This window comes from Dyadobacter sp. CY356 (genome assembly GCF_021440195.1).
GTDB lineage: Bacteria > Bacteroidota > Bacteroidia > Cytophagales > Spirosomataceae > Dyadobacter.
The window spans coordinates 201,248-216,350 of record NZ_JAJTSZ010000006.1; the positions used below are offsets into that span (position 1 = coordinate 201,248).

Genomic DNA, 15,103 nt, shown 5'->3' on the forward strand with positions numbered 1-15,103 from the left:
CGCCATCACAAAGTTACTTCTTTCTTTGCATCAAGTCCCGGTGCCTTTTCCTATCAAAAATATAACGGATGAAAATCCACTCCTTTTTTACTTATCTGAAGAGCAGGAGCAGGAATTTTTAACGAGTTAGCTAAAAAAGCAATCGTCCTGACAAATTTGCTCCTGGTTTTAATTTTTGTAAGATCAATATCCAATGAAAAATAATACTGCCTGTAAGGTCGAAATCCCAATTCAGTACTTTGTTTGGGATCAGCAGAAATCATATTTTGAATACCATATCCAACAGAAAAACACAACCAGGGCGGCCAGTTGCTATGTTTAAAAAAAGACCGGGGACTTGCTGAATACCAATAGGTTTGTCCGTTATAATCTTTTAACCAGCGTTCAGTGGGTTTACTTCCCAGTAAATTTGGACGCTGGGCGGCGAGCGAGGTAAAATGAAATGAAAACTTCGGCTGTATCCGGATTTCATCCCAAAGCGCGATCTGCCCCAGATAAATTGTGGAACCGGTAAGATTTGCAATCATGTCGCCGGGAGAAAAACCATAATCCGGCGAAAAACCATCCAGAATTTCAATAGGTGTTTGAAAGATGATACCCGAAATGGCACCATAGATCATCATCTGTTTTTTTGAAATCCCTGTTTTTTTATAAATTTCAGCGGTGTGGCGGGCAATTTGGTAGGATGTGTAAACGTGCCCCATTTTGTCCATTTGCAGCCACTCATAAGTGTCATCCTGTACCCGGAAGTTGGTGAGCGGGTTTTTATACCATGATTTGCTTAGTCCATAAATAGTACCAAGATAAAGTACCGACTGCGCCGCAAAAATACCATGAAGCAGCTTATAATCAGGGGCAATTTTTGCGGTAGAATCTGTAATAACTCCGGCCTCTTGTGCGGCCGAAAAATTGTGACCCGACAGGAGAATATAAATCAAAAAAAGAACGCGTAAATGTTTAAAATATTTCATTCAAAAATACCGAAAGGAGCTTTAAGATTTCCAGCTTTTGCCCGATCAGAAAGTTGTTAATTTATAACTTTATTAATTTGAGGATTTACAAAATAATCCGACGTTTAGTAACCGCCATGATATTTTCTCAATCCCCACTCTGTTCCCAAAAGTACGAGAATTAAGAAAAATAACCATTTTAAATGAACGAGCTCCACCATATCCTCGCTGCTTTCGAGACGATTAGGTGCACGGTTTGTTTTGAGTTTTTGAATTAATTGATTTAAAGAAGCGGGTTGAACAAATTCTCCACCAGTTTTGGCAGCGAGCTCGCGAAGCATTCCAAAATCTGCCGTGGTATTCGCCATTTCAATATCAACATTTCTGACAACAAACTGTCCGCTGATTTTTTCCTGAATACCGCGAACCATCGTACTTGCCTGAAAACGGTATACGCCGTCGGTCAAACCGCTGATATTGAACCGTGGGTTTTCAGCGGAATGCGTATAGTTATATTGTTTTGTTTTCCCTTTTTCATCCATTATGTCCAGTTTGACTTCCTGCCCATAAATCGGCTCATAGATATCATTGTAAATTTCAGTTTGAAAAACAACTTCTTCACCCGCGTCAAATTCCGGCTTAACGGGATAAATCCTGAATTTCCGTTTGTCATCCCGAACAGACAGTATCTGGATAACTTTTTGAAACAGATTATCAACCAGTTCGTGTTTTCCTGTCAAGGCAAATTCTTCCTGACGCCATTGCCAAATTCCTTCGCCCGCAAGAATTGCCGTTTTTTGCTCTGTTGCTGTATTCAATATCAAAAGCGGCTTTGTTGTATTCAGCGAACCAACTTTTTGATATAAAATCGTTTCAGTACCGGGCGAAATATTATATTCTCCAAAAGGTACCGAAAGCGGCGGCAGCCTTTCCAGCAACTTCATACTTTCATCATTGAAATTAATTTGTTGAAAAGACGGATTATATCGCGCCGTAACCTTGTCAAACTGTCCCTGATTTACATTGACCGTCAAAGAACGATTCAAAGTATTCAATAACGGAACTGCTGATTGATTGCCAAGAATATAAAAAATCGGTCTTTTAGCATCCAGAATTTTACGTACAATCGTATTACCCATACCCAGCACATTCGGGATTTGATGCAAAATGACCAGGTCGTAAGGTTTGTTGCCGATCGATTCTGCTGCTCCTTGCGAAGCAGTCAGTGTATTAACATCCAGCTCATAATTGTCGTTACTTTCGATCAAACTCCGCAAAGCTTTTACATCCGGGTGCGGTGTTAAAGCAAGCAATAATATTTTCTGGCGACCGTCGATAATATCAATATAAACATCTCTTTGATTATTTCGTGCTGACGATTCTCCCTGAATGTTACCCAGCTCGATGGTGTAATGCTGAACGCCCTTTTGATTGGAAGAAGTCGTAAAATCAAAAGATTTAAAATAAGTTGGACGGTCAATATTGACTGTTTGCGTCGAAATAATTCTTCCTCCCTGTTTTAGAGAAACCGTTGTCGATTTCCCTGCCAAACCATTCGCTGCAATATCCACCCGGATTGGAAAATCATTACCAAGATAAGCAACGCGGTTATTGACAACATCCTTGATACGGATATCAAGATCCGGCACGGTATCACCAACGGCAATCGTATTGACCTTGAAAGGAAATTGGTTGAAAGTAGGTGAAACGCCCTGATTGGAAATTCCGTCAGAAAGTAAAATTACGTCTGTCAGATTTCTGCCTTCAAAATTACTTTTGACCGTTTGCAGCAAGCCTGATATATCAGTTTTGTTTTTGTTGAACAGGATCGAATCAGCAGATAAGCCGGTACCTGCCTTATCAAATGTTTGAATACTTACTTCATAACCTGCGGAGTTCAATTCTTTCTCAGCCTCTGCAATTTGCTTTAAAACTGGCTGCCCCGCCCCATTCACCGATTCTGAGTTATCAATAGCAAAAACAATTTTTGCTTTATCAACAGTACTCTCCGTTCTTCGGACCAGCGGACTCAGTAACAAAAAGCAAATTATCGCTACAACAATTCCCCGTAAAGCAGCCAGAACATAATTTAATTTCTTACTCCATGAAGCTTCCGGCTGATACAAAAGAAAGGCATAAGCGCCACCGGCGAGAACACAAAAAATGATGAACCAATAGGGAGTTTGAAATATAAGCTCTGAACGCATAATTGTGAGTAAGCAGTTTCGCAGTAAGCAGTATTACAGTAATATAGTAAACAGTTTTCCGGAAAGCATTATTGTAGTAAATAATATTACAATAAAATACAGGAAACAAAAAATGATAATATGCAAGAAGTAACAATTTACCACCATATCACGACAACTAGATTGAGAAGAAAAGCACATTTCATGAGGCATTTACCTAAAACAAAAAAAGAGCCGAAGCTCTTTTTCTGATTATATAAATTCGATTGATCTAAAAAAATCACTTCACCAAATTCTCAATTGTTAAGTAAGCATACCGCCGTCAACCTGCAAAACCTGGCCCGTAATATAACGCGACATATCCGAAGCTAAAAATACACAGGCATCGGCAACTTCCTCAGGTTGTCCGCCACGTTTCATCGGAATAGACTGTTTCCATTCATCCACCGCTTTAGAATCTACGGCATCCGTCATTTCAGTTTCAATAAATCCTGGTGCTACGGCATTTGAACGGATATTTCTTGATCCAAGCTCCAATGCAATCGATTTAGTAAAACCGATAATACCAGCTTTTGAGGCGGCATAGTTAGACTGTCCGGCATTTCCACTGATACCGACAACAGAAGTGATATTGATAATAGATCCGCTTTTTGCACGAATCATACTTTTTGTAGCTGCTTTGGTAAGGTTAAATACTGATTTCAAATTGATATTGATAACCGTATCCCAGTTCTCTTCACTCATACGCATCAGCAAACCGTCGCGGGTTACGCCTGCATTATTGATCAGAATATCAAGTTTTCCAAAATCTGCAACAACGTCAGTAACCAGTTGGTCTGCCTGCTGAAAATCTGCTGCATCAGAACGATATCCTTTTGCTTTGATACCGAATGCTTCCAGTTCTTTCACCAATGCCTCACCTTTTTCCACGCTGGAAAGATAAGTGAATGCCACGTTCGCCCCTTCCTGAGCCAAACGCAAAGCAATTGAACGTCCAATACCACGGGAAGCTCCGGTTACCAAAGCCACTTTATTTTCAACTAATCTCATAAACAGGATAAAAATCGGATAGAATTGTTTCGAGTCGCAAAAATAGGGTATTGTATGGCATGAACAAAAATTGGACGGGTGAAAGTTTTTTGAATTAACACGAGTGTGTAAATTATTATTTTGTACATTTTGTTCAATAAGCAAATATCCATAACTTGATAAAAAGTAATTACATGGAAACATTAATCATTGAAATTCAAGATCCAAAAGCAAGGCGCTTAATAGATGATTTGGTTGCTTTAGGGTTAATATCCGTTAAACCAAGTAAACCTTCATGGGTTGAGCGCTGGAAAGATTTATCCAATTCACTTCCATCTTCCACTGATATTTCAGAGCAGGAAATATTGGATGAAATAGCACAAGTGCGTGAGAAACGCCAAGCTTCTTGAAGAGAATAGTAATAGATACAAATCTTTATGTGAGTGCTTTAATAAACTCAAACTCACGTAAAAGACTTAATCTAATAATAGAAAATAATTCCTTCAAAATTCTTCTAGACATTTCTCTATTCAAGGAACTATTTGAGGTTTGCTATCGCCCAAAATTTAGACGTTACGTAAGTTCGGAACAAATTCAATCCTTTTTGGAAATAGTAAATGAACGCAGCACCTTAATTGAAACAACATCAATAATCAGGTTTAGTCCTGATCTAAAAGAGGATTTCCTTCTGGCTCTTTGTCAGGACGGTGAAGACGATTATCTATTGACCGGTAACAAAATTGACTTGCTTGATTTAAAACAATTTGGCAAAACCTACATTTTAAGTTTAACAGATTTTTTAATTTTAAACTTATAAATCTCACTCCCACCCAAACCTTCCTGGCACTGTCTTTGTTGCCCCTGTTTATAAATATCAATTATTAATCGGCCTTTTCGGTCAGAAAATATTTCCAACAAAAATGGCAGAATCAATTAAAACAGCCCTGATCACCGGGGGCTCAAAAGGAATTGGATATGGCGTAGCCGAAGCACTGATTAAAGATGGAATTCAGGTTGCGATTACCAGTCGTTCACAAAAAAGCGCAGATGAAGCAGCTGCTAAACTGAATCAGATCCGTGAAGGTTTTGCGATTGGTATTGAGTCCGATGTACGCAGTCTTGAATCTCAGCAAAATGCAGTAAACGTTATTCTTGAAAAATGGGGACAACTTGATTACGTCATTGCAAACGCCGGCGTCGGCCATTTTGCTCCAATTTATGACCTGACTGTTGAACAATGGCAGGAAACGATTGATATCAATTTAACTGGTGTATTTTTCAGTGCAAAAGCTTCACTTGCTGCATTAAAAGAAACCAAAGGATATTTTATCAATATTTCAAGTCTTGCAGGAACGAACTTCTTCCCGAATGGAACGGCTTATAATGCCAGCAAATTCGGACTGGTAGGTTTTTCACAAGCGATGATGATGGATGTAAGAAAAGATGGTATTAAAGTTTCGACGATCATGCCGGGCTCGGTTGCCACTGAATTTGCCGATCATACGCCATCTGAAAAAGATGCATGGAAAATCCAGCCGGAAGATATCGGCCAGATCGTATCAGATTTAATTAAAATGCCAGCCAGAACTTTGCCAAGTAAAATCGAAGTAAGACCTTCTGTTCCGGGTAAATAATATAAAGTTTGTAGCAGGCAGTTTTATTTCCAGAAAACTGTTTGCTACATACTGCTTTCATTTTTCCCATACCATTTACGATACAAATAATAAGAAGAAAGTAATCCTGCACCGGCTAGCCCCCATACCGGAATTTTGTATAAAATCAATAAAGTCAGCATCACAAAACCTATTAAAACCGGTTTTAGCATATCTTCCAGTATGCCGCCACGTTTGTATAGATAAACCTGAAATAACATCAGTACCGCCAGACCCAATCCATATAACTGCATAATTTCAAAAAATGAAAGTATCTGATATTTTGCAGCAATGAGTGTTTCAGGAAGTATGACAATTGCGTGTGTAAGGAAAATCCTTTTAAAACGCGTGGCTACTGAAAAAGGTAAAGACCGGCTCCATAGCCAGACTTCGTTTTCCCATTGAAAAAGTTCAAAAGAAATTCCGACGTTCAAAAGATAACTAAGGGAAAGCCCGACTGCTGGCAAACGGAGATCATAATGATCGGTATTGTAATAAATCAAAGTACACATCGAAACCCCAATTGCTCCGGCTTTGCAGGCCAGTAAAGTAATTCCTCTCTCACGGAAAAGCCATTCCACTGACCAGTATATCCAGGAGACAGGCCTTGGAAACGGCCAGTTGAATGTGGTTTTATTTTTGGAATGATATAAAACAGGATTTCGGATCCGCCATTCTGATGAGACAACAAGCAATAAACTGAATAAAATATACCACAAAAATATCGGCCAGATCCTGCCCGATAACTTATCCTGTCTGGCGATGGAAAACATGTAAATTCCATAGTACAGGATTGGCTGCAAAAAGCCAAGTGCCATTAATCCAAACCGTAAAACTCGTTTGGATGCAGGCCATAATCTGGTGTTATAGATAAAGTTGTATTCTGGTTGAATCCATAAATTTTTGACAAAATGCAGGCATAACAAAGTGTACAAAAGCCAGATCCCGCCCAGATACAGCATTCCAAATCGATCAGTAAGGAAGAAAAGGACAAAAGCGTAATGTTCTCTCCCACTCAGAAAACCAAAAAGTAAACCCATCAAAACGAAAAACATCCCCGAGCGCTGTCTGAAAAACGCCTGTACCGTAGAAATCATTAACACTTTCATACGGCTTCTATCCTGACTAAATTCTTATTTTTCAGCGCAAAACTATCCGTAACACGCAACCCTTCCTGCTGAAAAAGCTGATGTGAAGAAATCAAAAAAGTGACTCCTTTTGCATGGTAGTTTTCTATAAGATCGAAAAGTGCCATTCTGGCTTCTTTGTCAATGGTTATCAGCGGCTCATCCAAAATTATCACAGACGGATTTCCCAGAAAAGCTACGACCAGAGATACCTTTTTGACCATCCCACTGGAACAGCTTCCAAATGAATTTTTCAAATAGTTGATTCCCAGAGCTTCAACTAACATATCGGCCTGTCCAACAGGGCTTTGCCTGGCCTCTGCGACAAAAGATATCAAATCACCGGGTGTCAGAAAAGAGGGATATAATGGTTCGGCCTCACCAAGATTTAACCGCAGGCGTTAATCAACCGGCTGATTTTTAAGATTATATTTTTGATCCAAAATTATATCACCTGAACATGGTAACATCCCGGCCAAAGTTCGGAAAAGCGTTGATTTCCCTGCACCGTTTTCTCCCTGAACCCAGTAAATTCCATAATCAACTGCCCATGAGGGAATTGTCAGCACCTCAAATGATCCGTACCGCTGTGATAAATTTTGAATTTCCAGAACCATGAATATATATATAATTTTGTTTTATATCAAAGGTAGTGAAATCAAAGATACACAAATAAATATTCTGCGATTTATACGAATTGGTGATGGATATCAAACAAATTACGAAGTGCACAAAATAAATTAACTTCCCGACTTTTTAAAAATTTTTAATAAATTGCAATACATTTATCATTTCATAGTTTGCGTCAGCATACTTTGAGCAAATTCCCAAAGTCATTCCTTACTAAATCTATCCATAAAAAGAACAACTCCTGAACATGAAGCCAACCCGCCGTTCCTTTTTGAGATTGTCAGCACTGGCAATTCCTTTTACACAAGTTAATAAACTTTTTGCCTCTTCGGCGGTTAACAAACCTATTGTGGTTTCTACCTGGGACAGCGGACAAATTGCAAATTCTGCTGCCTGGCCTGTTTTGGAAAAAGGCGGAAAAGCTTTGGACGCTGTGGAACAAGCCGCCATCGCCATTGAAAATGATATCAATTGCTGTGTTGGTCTGGGTGGAAATCCCGATCGCGACGGATACGTAACGCTGGATGCGAGTATCATGGATGAAAAGGCCAATTGCGGTTCGGTAGCCTTTATGGAAAGAATTAAACACCCGATTTCTGTTGCCCGGAAATTGATGGAAACGACCCCGCATGTGTTCCTGGCCGGAGTTGGCGCACAACAATTTGCCCTGGCAAACGGATTTCCGCTTGAATCAGGAGAACTTTCACCTGATGCTGCAAAAGCTTATAAACAATGGCTGGTAAAAGCAGAATATAAACCTGTTATCAACATCGAGCAACAGCAGTCTCATCCAAAAGGCGAACATGGCCCTTTTGCGCCCAACCGTTTTGAGGATGGCTCTTTTAATCATGATACGATGGGAACAATAGCTTTGGATGCGAACGGTGATGTTTCGGGAATGTGTACAACCAGCGGGATGGGTTTCAAAATGCGCGGACGTGTGGGTGATACACCAATTATCGGAGCCGGTTTGTTTGTGGATAATGAAGTGGGCGCGGCAACGTCATCCGGACAGGGTGAAGAGGTGATCCGGGTTTGCGGGACACACCTGGTTGTTGAATTTATGCGGAACGGACTTTCTCCTTATGAGGCGTGTAAAAAAGCAGTCGAAAGAATCATAAAACCAAATCCTGAACGCGCCAAAACTTTTCAGGTTGGATTTATTGCTATCAATAAACAAGGTGAAGTGGGTGCCTATTCCGTTCAGAAAGGATTTAACTATACGGTAACGGAAAAAGGCGGCAAAGGAAAAGTGATCAATGCGAAAAGTCACTTTGCATGATTATTAGCGATTGGTTTTTAGCTATGAGATCATTGCTAAAAAGCTTAACGCACCCGTAAACTATCTATAAAATTGAACCATAAGTATTACCAAAAATGAAATTAAACCGGATTATTCCTTCCCTACTCCTCTTACTAACAACAGCCAGTTTTGCGCAGCAGCATTCTGAGCAAAATCACTCCAATTATATTGCACCAACGGATCCTTTGGTGCAACAAAAATTAAGCAAATGGCAGGATGTCAAATTCGGCTTGTTGATGCACTGGGGAACTTACAGCCAGTGGGGAATCGTGGAATCCTGGTCGCTTTGTCCGGAAGATGAAGGCTGGTGCGAACGTCGCGGACCACATTCTCACGACTGGTTTGAATACAAAAAAGCGTATGAAGAAATTGGCAAAACTTTTAATCCGGTAAAATTCAATCCGGAAAGATGGGCCTTGGCAGCGAAAAATGCCGGGATGAAATATGTTGTTTTTACGACAAAACATCATGACGGATTTGCGATGTTTGATTCGAAATACACAGATTATAAAATCACAAACACGCCTTTCAAATCCAATCCGAAAGCTAACGTTACGAAGGAAGTTTTGTCTGCTTTCCGTAATCAGGGATTTATGACAGGAACTTACTTCTCAAAACCCGACTGGAATACGCCTTCTTACTGGTGGAAATATTTCCCGCCAAAAGATCGTAACGTTTCGTATGATCCTAAAAAATACCCTGACCAGTGGAATAAATTTAAAGAATTTACCTATAATCAGATTGAAGAATTGATGTCTGATTATGGCTCTGTTGATATTCTTTGGCTGGATGGCGGCTGGATCCGTCCTAAAAGTACGATCGACCCAAATATCAGCTGGCAGAAAAGCATTCCATATGATCAGGATATTGATATGGCCAAAATCGCTAAAATGGCGCGTTCGCATCAGCCGGGCTTATTGGTTGTGGACCGTACCGTTACGGGTGAATTTGAAAATTATGTTACGCCGGAGCAGTCTATTCCCGATCACTACATGTCTATTCCCTGGGAGTCTTGTCTGACAATGGGTGATTCTTGGTCTTATATTCCAAAAGAAAATTTCAAATCAACTGAAAAGCTGGTTCATACTTTGGTTGATATTGTTGCCAAAGGTGGAAATTTATTATTAAACATAGCTCCGGGACCCGATGGAGAATGGCATGAAGAAGCTTATCAGCGTCTGGATGAAATCGGAAAATGGATGAATGTGAATGGTGTTGGAATTTATGAAACAAAACCTGCGGCACCATACCGCCAGGGGAAATGGGCCTATACTAAAAAAGGAAGTACTACCTACGCATTTTATCTTGCTGAAAAAGGAGAAGCTGTTCCTGCGAGTTTGAAGCCGGACGGACTTACCATTCCTGCCTCTGCGAAAATTACTATGGCAGGCTCTAAAAAAGGATTACGTCTTAAAAATGGAATGATTGAAGTTCCTGCAAAAACGATTGCAGAAATTGGAAAACAACCTGCTTATTTGTTTGTGATAAACTAGTTTTCTAACCGCCCGGCGGCCCGGCGCAATAGACGCAATGGTTTTCGCAATGGACGCAAGGATTAACGTTTGCGTCCATTGCGAAACCTATTGCGTCTATTGCGGTTAAATGAAACTGTCTAAAGTAAATTACATACTGTACAGAACTAATCTTATATTTGTTAATATAAGATATACACATGCTGGAATTTGAAATAGACAAACTTACCAATTCAATTGAAAGTTCGATTTCGGGAGAAACATTTGAGACAGTAGTACTTCCATTTGATGTATCAAAAACTAGATTCTTAAAAAAGAAAGACTGGATCTTCAATTGGAAAGAAGAAGCCGAAAATGAATTAAGATCGGTTTACAAACTGGTGACTAATCAAAACCCAAAGATTATTCATGGGTTAGTGAGTATCAGTATTAATCAAGATCATGTATTCTTACATTTAGTAGAAAGTGCCAAGTTTAATAAGGGATCAGAAAAACTATATTTGGGAGTGGCAGGAAACTTAATTGCATTTGCATGTAAGATAGCTTTCGAAAATGGTTTTAATGGAACAGTAGTTTTTGATTCTAAAACTAAGTTAATCACCCACTATCAATTGTCTATTGGAGCAAAAATCCTTATAGGAAACAGAATGTTTATTGACTTTAAGGAAGCTAATTCATTAGTTAAACATTATTTCAAATGAAAACTAATATTAAAATACTAGATACGGCGGATCCGGAAGTTATAAATACCAAACTTAATAAAACAGATTTGGATGAAATAACATTCTTGCTTCAAAAAAAACGCTCGAAGGGAAATATCAAAAAAGTCGGATCCATACAATCCCTACCACCTCAAAAAATTAAACATACTTAAAACAGGAAACCTTTAATCCAAAATGATAAAATCAATAGCCGCGTTATTTTTGTTGACGGCCATTAATACATTCGCACAAACTCCTCCTAAACCATATGGGGCGTTGCCGGCACCAAGACAGCTTGCCTGGCATGAAACAGAGGTTTATGGAATTATGCACTTCACGCCTACTACTTTTGAAAACAAGGAATGGGGTTTTGGCGATGCTGATCCAAAGTCTTTTAATCCAAAAGATTTTAACGCGGAGCAAATTATACTGGCAGCAAAATCAGGCGGTTTGCGAGGTATCGTTTTTGTTGCAAAACATCATGATGGTTTCGCGCTTTGGCCTACGAAAACCACTGAATATAATATTTCAAAAAGCCCGTTCCGTGACGGAAAAGGTGATATGGTGAAAGAGGTTGCAGATGCAGCTCGTAAACATGGCTTAAAATTCGGTGTTTATTGCTCTCCATGGGACAGAAACAATCCGAAATATGGCACGGAGGAATACCTCGCCATTTATCGTGAACAGCTTAAAGAACTTTATACAAATTATGGTCCGTTATTTATGTCATGGCATGATGGTGCCAATGGCGGCGACGGATATTATGGAGGAGCCAAAGAAAAACGCTCTATCGACAATACGACTTATTACCAATGGGATTCTACCTGGACTAACCTGACTCGTAAATTGCAGCCGACCGCTAACATTTTCAGTGATGTGGGCTGGGATGTTCGCTGGGTTGGAAATGAAGATGGCGAGGCTGCGGAAACTTCCTGGGCAACGTTAACGCCAGTTCCTTCCAAAGGGCAAAATGTAGCCGTTCCTGGCCAGGCAAATGCAGAGGAAAACCCTGGCGGAACTAGAAATGGTAAATTCTGGATACCTGCTGAATGTGATGTTCCGCTTCGTAAAGGCTGGTTCTTTCACCCGGATCAAAAGCCCAAAACACCGGAAAAACTTTTCGAATTGTATTTCAAAAGTGTAGGGCGCGGTGCAGGGCTGGATTTAGGACTGGCTCCTGATACCAGAGGCCAATTGCATGAGGATGATGTGGCTGCCTTAAAAACATTTGGAGACCGGGTTAAAAACACATTTGCTACAAACCTGATTGCACGTGCGAGTTCGAAAGCTGTGAATGTTCGTGGCTATAATTCTATTTATAGTGCCAAAAATATTTTAGACGGAAAACCTGAATCTTACTGGGCAACAGATGAAGATTTCAAAACGCCGGAAGTGACCATTGATCTGAGCAATCCGGTAACTTTTGATGTTATCTGTTTACAGGAATACATTAAGCTGGGACAAAGAATTGAAGGTTTTGCAGTGGACGTATGGGCAGGTGCTGACTGGAAAGAAGTAGCAACCGGAACAAGTGTGGGTGCCAAACGTTTGATAAAATTACCAGCTCCGGTAACAGGTCAAAAATTCAGATTAAGGATCACAAAATCACCGGTTAGTGTGGCTATCAGTGAATTTGGATTGTATAAGGATTCGATGTAACAACTGATAAAATCAAAATATAAAACCCTTTGACGGCAGCTTCGTCAAAGGGTTTTTTGTTGGATGTTGATCCAATAATTTGTTTCAGTGCACTTTTCTGACAGATAAATAAAGGGTATAATAATCAGCAATCCGCAGCTTGTAACTATACTGCCTGGAAGTGGCGAGTTTAGTGTTGCAAAAAGTATAATACCTAATAGAGAAATACCCATTCCTACAAAGGAGAGCGTTTTCCGGCGACCAAGCGTTGCTTCATTTGTCTCCACATGATTGTTAAAATTCTCTTCCGGTTTATTCCAGATTCTGACTTCATTGATAACAATAAGCAGAGCTATTAAAACAAAAGCCCATTTCTGAAAAATATGCAAAGTTTGGTAAAGCGCTGAATTAACCTCATAAATGACATCGGTTATAACCCCGAAAGCCATAACCATCAAAAAAAGAATAATCAAAGTTCTTTTATATGACTTCATATCTGTATGGAATTTGATGACTAAATACGTTGTGTACCCTTTTTCCAAAAATATCTTGCTACTAAAAAAACAGCAGAGGCTTCCGTAAATAAACCGAGACACAATGTCATTCTTCCGGTCATTTTCATATTAGAATTTATAAAAAGAAAACAACCGATCAATACGATCAGCATGCCGAATAAAAAAAATGATAGTATTCTTTTCATACCAATTTGATTTTAGAAATCCAGAAACAAAGTCTTGAAATGAATAGTATCCCAAAATGGTATAAACATCCGCCAGAAATCTTTCCTTTCCAGTTTTTTCAGGGCCAATAACCGCAGACCGCTTACGTAGGGATGATATAAGAAAATGTAAATCTGTAAGCCAATCAGAAATAGTGTCGTATTAATTAAACCGTTTTCAGTGGTTAAAATGAGTGCAGCCAATGGACTTAATATCAGCAGATAATAGACGAGAATGTTCTTGGTTTTCATATGAAGAGCTTAGTTAGTTTTGTACTCTTGATATACGATTAAAGCCTGATTTGGTCACACATTTTTTTAAGAAATATGTGACCAGATCAGGCTTTAAAAATGTTAATTTCTATGCCTACTTTATCCAGCTTATCCAGCCTTTCCCATCTTTCGCACTAACCATATCGTAGGCGTTATCAGAAAGCTGAATAATGTAAAAACCACTTGTATCGTACAAATAAGTTTTTGTGGCTATAACAGGACCATCCGTAGGATAACCGGTTCCCAAAGTACCGCTCGACGCAAATACAATTCTGCCATCCGTTGCAAAGGTTGGTGTTCTTGGCGCATCTGCATAGTATAAGGCAAGCGCATTATCTGTTACAAAAGCTGGTCCGAAAGCATCGTAATTTGTACCAAATGCCGGCCAATAAAAGTAATAGTAGTACGGCGAACCCTGATAATTCAAGGTATTTACCTTAAAAGCATCTTCAACACCATTTACATGAAATCCATCTGGGGCAAACCAATAACTTCCGTCGGCAGCTGCTGACTGATACCATCTCCTCGCAGCCGCCAAATCCACTCTTAGAGGTTTAGGATTGTCTGTCACGGTTACTTTTGTTCCTGCTACTGTAAAACCAATCAATGTATTTGCAGCATCCCAGGTTACATCATTTAAACCATTAATTGTTGTTGAACCGTTTACAAAAGGTGTCAAAAACGATATGCCTGTTCCTCCGTAATAATAATCGGTTGTAAAAGTATTGGCTGTTGTACCGGTTAGCCAGTTTAAGGTAATTTTTCTATCATTTTGATTTACCAGAATTTCATAGGTAACACCACCCGCTGTGAAGCGTTTGAAGTAATACAGATATTTTGAAATGTTGTTGAAAAGCAAACTTTTAGCAATTCCGCCATTTCCATAAGCCGTTGCTTCTTCCTGCGTCGCTTTAATCAAAATAAGTTTACTTTGATTTTTTGTACCGGTTAAAGTAATATTTCCTGTATTCAGAGAATCACCATTAAAGGCAAATTCATAGTCAGATCGTAAACCATCACCATAAGTTCCTCCATTCACCTCCGCATCCGGATCTGCCAGCACGTGCAGATAAGAATAAGTATCAAAAATCAACGAAGGCGCTTGCATTGCTTTTACGCGGTAACTGCTTTCCTTTGGCGTAGCAGCCGATTCAGCGGCAAAATCAGAATACATCACCACACGATTCTTGTCATTGAATTTGAAATAAAAACTATAAACACCGCCGCCGCCAGGATAAATTATTCCCTTCCAGCCATAAGGCGCGTCTGATAATTCTTTCTGGTATTCCGCAAGAGCTGCATTGACACGTTCATCTGCTGTTTGTTCAAAAACGTCATTATCGTCACTGCACGACCAGAGTCCGGCAAGAAGAAATAATAACAGGTAGGACAGATACTTATTTTTCATTGGAAGTTTTTTTGAA

Annotated in this window: 16 protein-coding genes; 7 read left to right on the plus strand and 9 right to left on the minus strand. The window is 39.6% G+C overall.

What is annotated here, in order from left to right:
• Positions 1–53: 53 nt before the first annotated feature.
• The 3 genes from LXL81_RS19825 to fabG all read right to left on the minus strand — a co-directional run bounded on the left by LXL81_RS19825 (position 54) and on the right by fabG (position 4,186).
• Positions 54–938: a DUF2279 domain-containing protein gene (locus tag LXL81_RS19825; protein ID WP_234648502.1), complete on the minus strand. Its 885-nt coding sequence runs from the start codon at positions 936–938 to the stop codon at positions 54–56.
• A 137-nt stretch (positions 939–1,075) separates the two neighbouring features.
• A complete protein-coding gene (locus LXL81_RS19830; RefSeq protein ID WP_234648503.1) occupies positions 1,076–3,157 on the minus strand; it encodes a VWA domain-containing protein in 2,082 nt (693 codons plus the stop codon).
• Between the two features lie 282 nt (positions 3,158–3,439).
• Complete coding sequence (gene fabG, locus LXL81_RS19835; protein WP_234648504.1) at positions 3,440–4,186, minus strand: 3-oxoacyl-[acyl-carrier-protein] reductase; 747 nt, start codon at positions 4,184–4,186, stop codon at positions 3,440–3,442.
• Positions 4,187–4,359: 173 nt separating this feature from the next.
• Between fabG and LXL81_RS19840 the strand changes: the two genes are divergently transcribed.
• The 3 genes from LXL81_RS19840 (at position 4,360) to LXL81_RS19850 (ending at position 5,799) form a co-directional block, all read left to right on the plus strand.
• Positions 4,360–4,575, plus strand: coding sequence for a hypothetical protein (locus tag LXL81_RS19840; protein ID WP_234648505.1), 216 nt, complete (start codon positions 4,360–4,362; stop codon positions 4,573–4,575).
• Positions 4,572–4,982: a putative toxin-antitoxin system toxin component, PIN family gene (locus tag LXL81_RS19845; protein WP_234648506.1), complete on the plus strand. Its 411-nt coding sequence runs from the start codon at positions 4,572–4,574 to the stop codon at positions 4,980–4,982. The genes LXL81_RS19840 and LXL81_RS19845 overlap by 4 nt, the downstream gene beginning before the upstream one ends.
• Before the next feature lie 103 nt (positions 4,983–5,085).
• Positions 5,086–5,799: an SDR family oxidoreductase gene (locus LXL81_RS19850; protein WP_234648507.1), complete on the plus strand. Its 714-nt coding sequence runs from the start codon at positions 5,086–5,088 to the stop codon at positions 5,797–5,799.
• A 44-nt stretch (positions 5,800–5,843) separates the two neighbouring features.
• Here LXL81_RS19850 and LXL81_RS19855 read toward each other — a convergent pair whose 3' ends face one another.
• From LXL81_RS19855 to LXL81_RS19865, 3 genes are all read right to left on the minus strand, one after another.
• Positions 5,844–6,926, minus strand: a complete 1,083-nt coding sequence (locus LXL81_RS19855) for a hypothetical protein (RefSeq protein WP_234648508.1) — start codon at positions 6,924–6,926, stop codon at positions 5,844–5,846.
• Positions 6,923–7,282 (minus strand): ATP-binding cassette domain-containing protein, encoded by a 360-nt coding sequence (locus tag LXL81_RS19860; protein ID WP_234648509.1) that lies wholly within the window; start codon positions 7,280–7,282, stop codon positions 6,923–6,925. Before LXL81_RS19860 ends, LXL81_RS19855 begins: the two co-directional genes overlap by 4 nt.
• 63 nt (positions 7,283–7,345) lie before the next feature.
• A complete protein-coding gene (locus LXL81_RS19865) occupies positions 7,346–7,561 on the minus strand; it encodes an ATP-binding cassette domain-containing protein (protein WP_234648510.1) in 216 nt (71 codons plus the stop codon).
• 260 nt (positions 7,562–7,821) lie between these two features.
• On the opposite strand from LXL81_RS19865, the gene LXL81_RS19870 reads away from it, so the two are divergent.
• The 4 genes from LXL81_RS19870 (at position 7,822) to LXL81_RS19885 (ending at position 12,709) form a co-directional block, all read left to right on the plus strand.
• A complete protein-coding gene (locus LXL81_RS19870; RefSeq protein ID WP_234648511.1) occupies positions 7,822–8,856 on the plus strand; it encodes an isoaspartyl peptidase/L-asparaginase family protein in 1,035 nt (344 codons plus the stop codon).
• 95 nt (positions 8,857–8,951) lie between these two features.
• A complete protein-coding gene (locus tag LXL81_RS19875) occupies positions 8,952–10,370 on the plus strand; it encodes an alpha-L-fucosidase (protein ID WP_234648512.1) in 1,419 nt (472 codons plus the stop codon).
• A 179-nt stretch (positions 10,371–10,549) separates the two neighbouring features.
• Complete coding sequence (locus tag LXL81_RS19880) at positions 10,550–11,050, plus strand: hypothetical protein (protein ID WP_234648513.1); 501 nt, start codon at positions 10,550–10,552, stop codon at positions 11,048–11,050.
• Positions 11,051–11,245: 195 nt separating this feature from the next.
• Positions 11,246–12,709: an alpha-L-fucosidase gene (locus LXL81_RS19885; RefSeq protein WP_234648514.1), complete on the plus strand. Its 1,464-nt coding sequence runs from the start codon at positions 11,246–11,248 to the stop codon at positions 12,707–12,709.
• A 44-nt stretch (positions 12,710–12,753) separates the two neighbouring features.
• On the opposite strand, the gene LXL81_RS19890 is transcribed toward LXL81_RS19885, so the two are convergent.
• From LXL81_RS19890 to LXL81_RS19900, 3 genes are all read right to left on the minus strand, one after another.
• Complete coding sequence (locus LXL81_RS19890) at positions 12,754–13,182, minus strand: hypothetical protein (protein WP_234648515.1); 429 nt, start codon at positions 13,180–13,182, stop codon at positions 12,754–12,756.
• Between the two features lie 218 nt (positions 13,183–13,400).
• Entirely contained in the window at positions 13,401–13,658 is a 258-nt protein-coding gene (locus tag LXL81_RS19895; protein ID WP_234648516.1) for a hypothetical protein, read from the minus strand.
• A gap of 115 nt (positions 13,659–13,773) precedes the next feature.
• Positions 13,774–15,087, minus strand: a complete 1,314-nt coding sequence (locus LXL81_RS19900; RefSeq protein ID WP_234648517.1) for a DUF4302 domain-containing protein — start codon at positions 15,085–15,087, stop codon at positions 13,774–13,776.
• Positions 15,088–15,103: the final 16 nt, after the last annotated feature.

Excerpts from the sequence above, each read along its gene's own strand:
- LXL81_RS19830 (WP_234648503.1), bottom strand. The coding sequence starts at position 3,157 with ATGCGTTCAGAGCTTATATTTCAAACTCCCTATTGGTTCATCATTTTT.
- fabG (WP_234648504.1), bottom strand. The coding sequence starts at position 4,186 with ATGAGATTAGTTGAAAATAAAGTGGCTTTGGTAACCGGAGCTTCCCGT.
- LXL81_RS19840 (WP_234648505.1), top strand. The coding sequence starts at position 4,360 with ATGGAAACATTAATCATTGAAATTCAAGATCCAAAAGCAAGGCGCTTA.
- LXL81_RS19850 (WP_234648507.1), top strand. The coding sequence starts at position 5,086 with ATGGCAGAATCAATTAAAACAGCCCTGATCACCGGGGGCTCAAAAGGA.
- LXL81_RS19855 (WP_234648508.1), bottom strand. The coding sequence starts at position 6,926 with ATGAAAGTGTTAATGATTTCTACGGTACAGGCGTTTTTCAGACAGCGC.
- LXL81_RS19865 (WP_234648510.1), bottom strand. The coding sequence starts at position 7,561 with ATGGTTCTGGAAATTCAAAATTTATCACAGCGGTACGGATCATTTGAG.
- LXL81_RS19870 (WP_234648511.1), top strand. The coding sequence starts at position 7,822 with ATGAAGCCAACCCGCCGTTCCTTTTTGAGATTGTCAGCACTGGCAATT.
- LXL81_RS19875 (WP_234648512.1), top strand. The coding sequence starts at position 8,952 with ATGAAATTAAACCGGATTATTCCTTCCCTACTCCTCTTACTAACAACA.
- LXL81_RS19880 (WP_234648513.1), top strand. The coding sequence starts at position 10,550 with ATGCTGGAATTTGAAATAGACAAACTTACCAATTCAATTGAAAGTTCG.
- LXL81_RS19885 (WP_234648514.1), top strand. The coding sequence starts at position 11,246 with ATGATAAAATCAATAGCCGCGTTATTTTTGTTGACGGCCATTAATACA.
- LXL81_RS19890 (WP_234648515.1), bottom strand. The coding sequence starts at position 13,182 with ATGAAGTCATATAAAAGAACTTTGATTATTCTTTTTTTGATGGTTATG.
- LXL81_RS19895 (WP_234648516.1), bottom strand. The coding sequence starts at position 13,658 with ATGAAAACCAAGAACATTCTCGTCTATTATCTGCTGATATTAAGTCCA.
- LXL81_RS19900 (WP_234648517.1), bottom strand. The coding sequence starts at position 15,087 with ATGAAAAATAAGTATCTGTCCTACCTGTTATTATTTCTTCTTGCCGGA.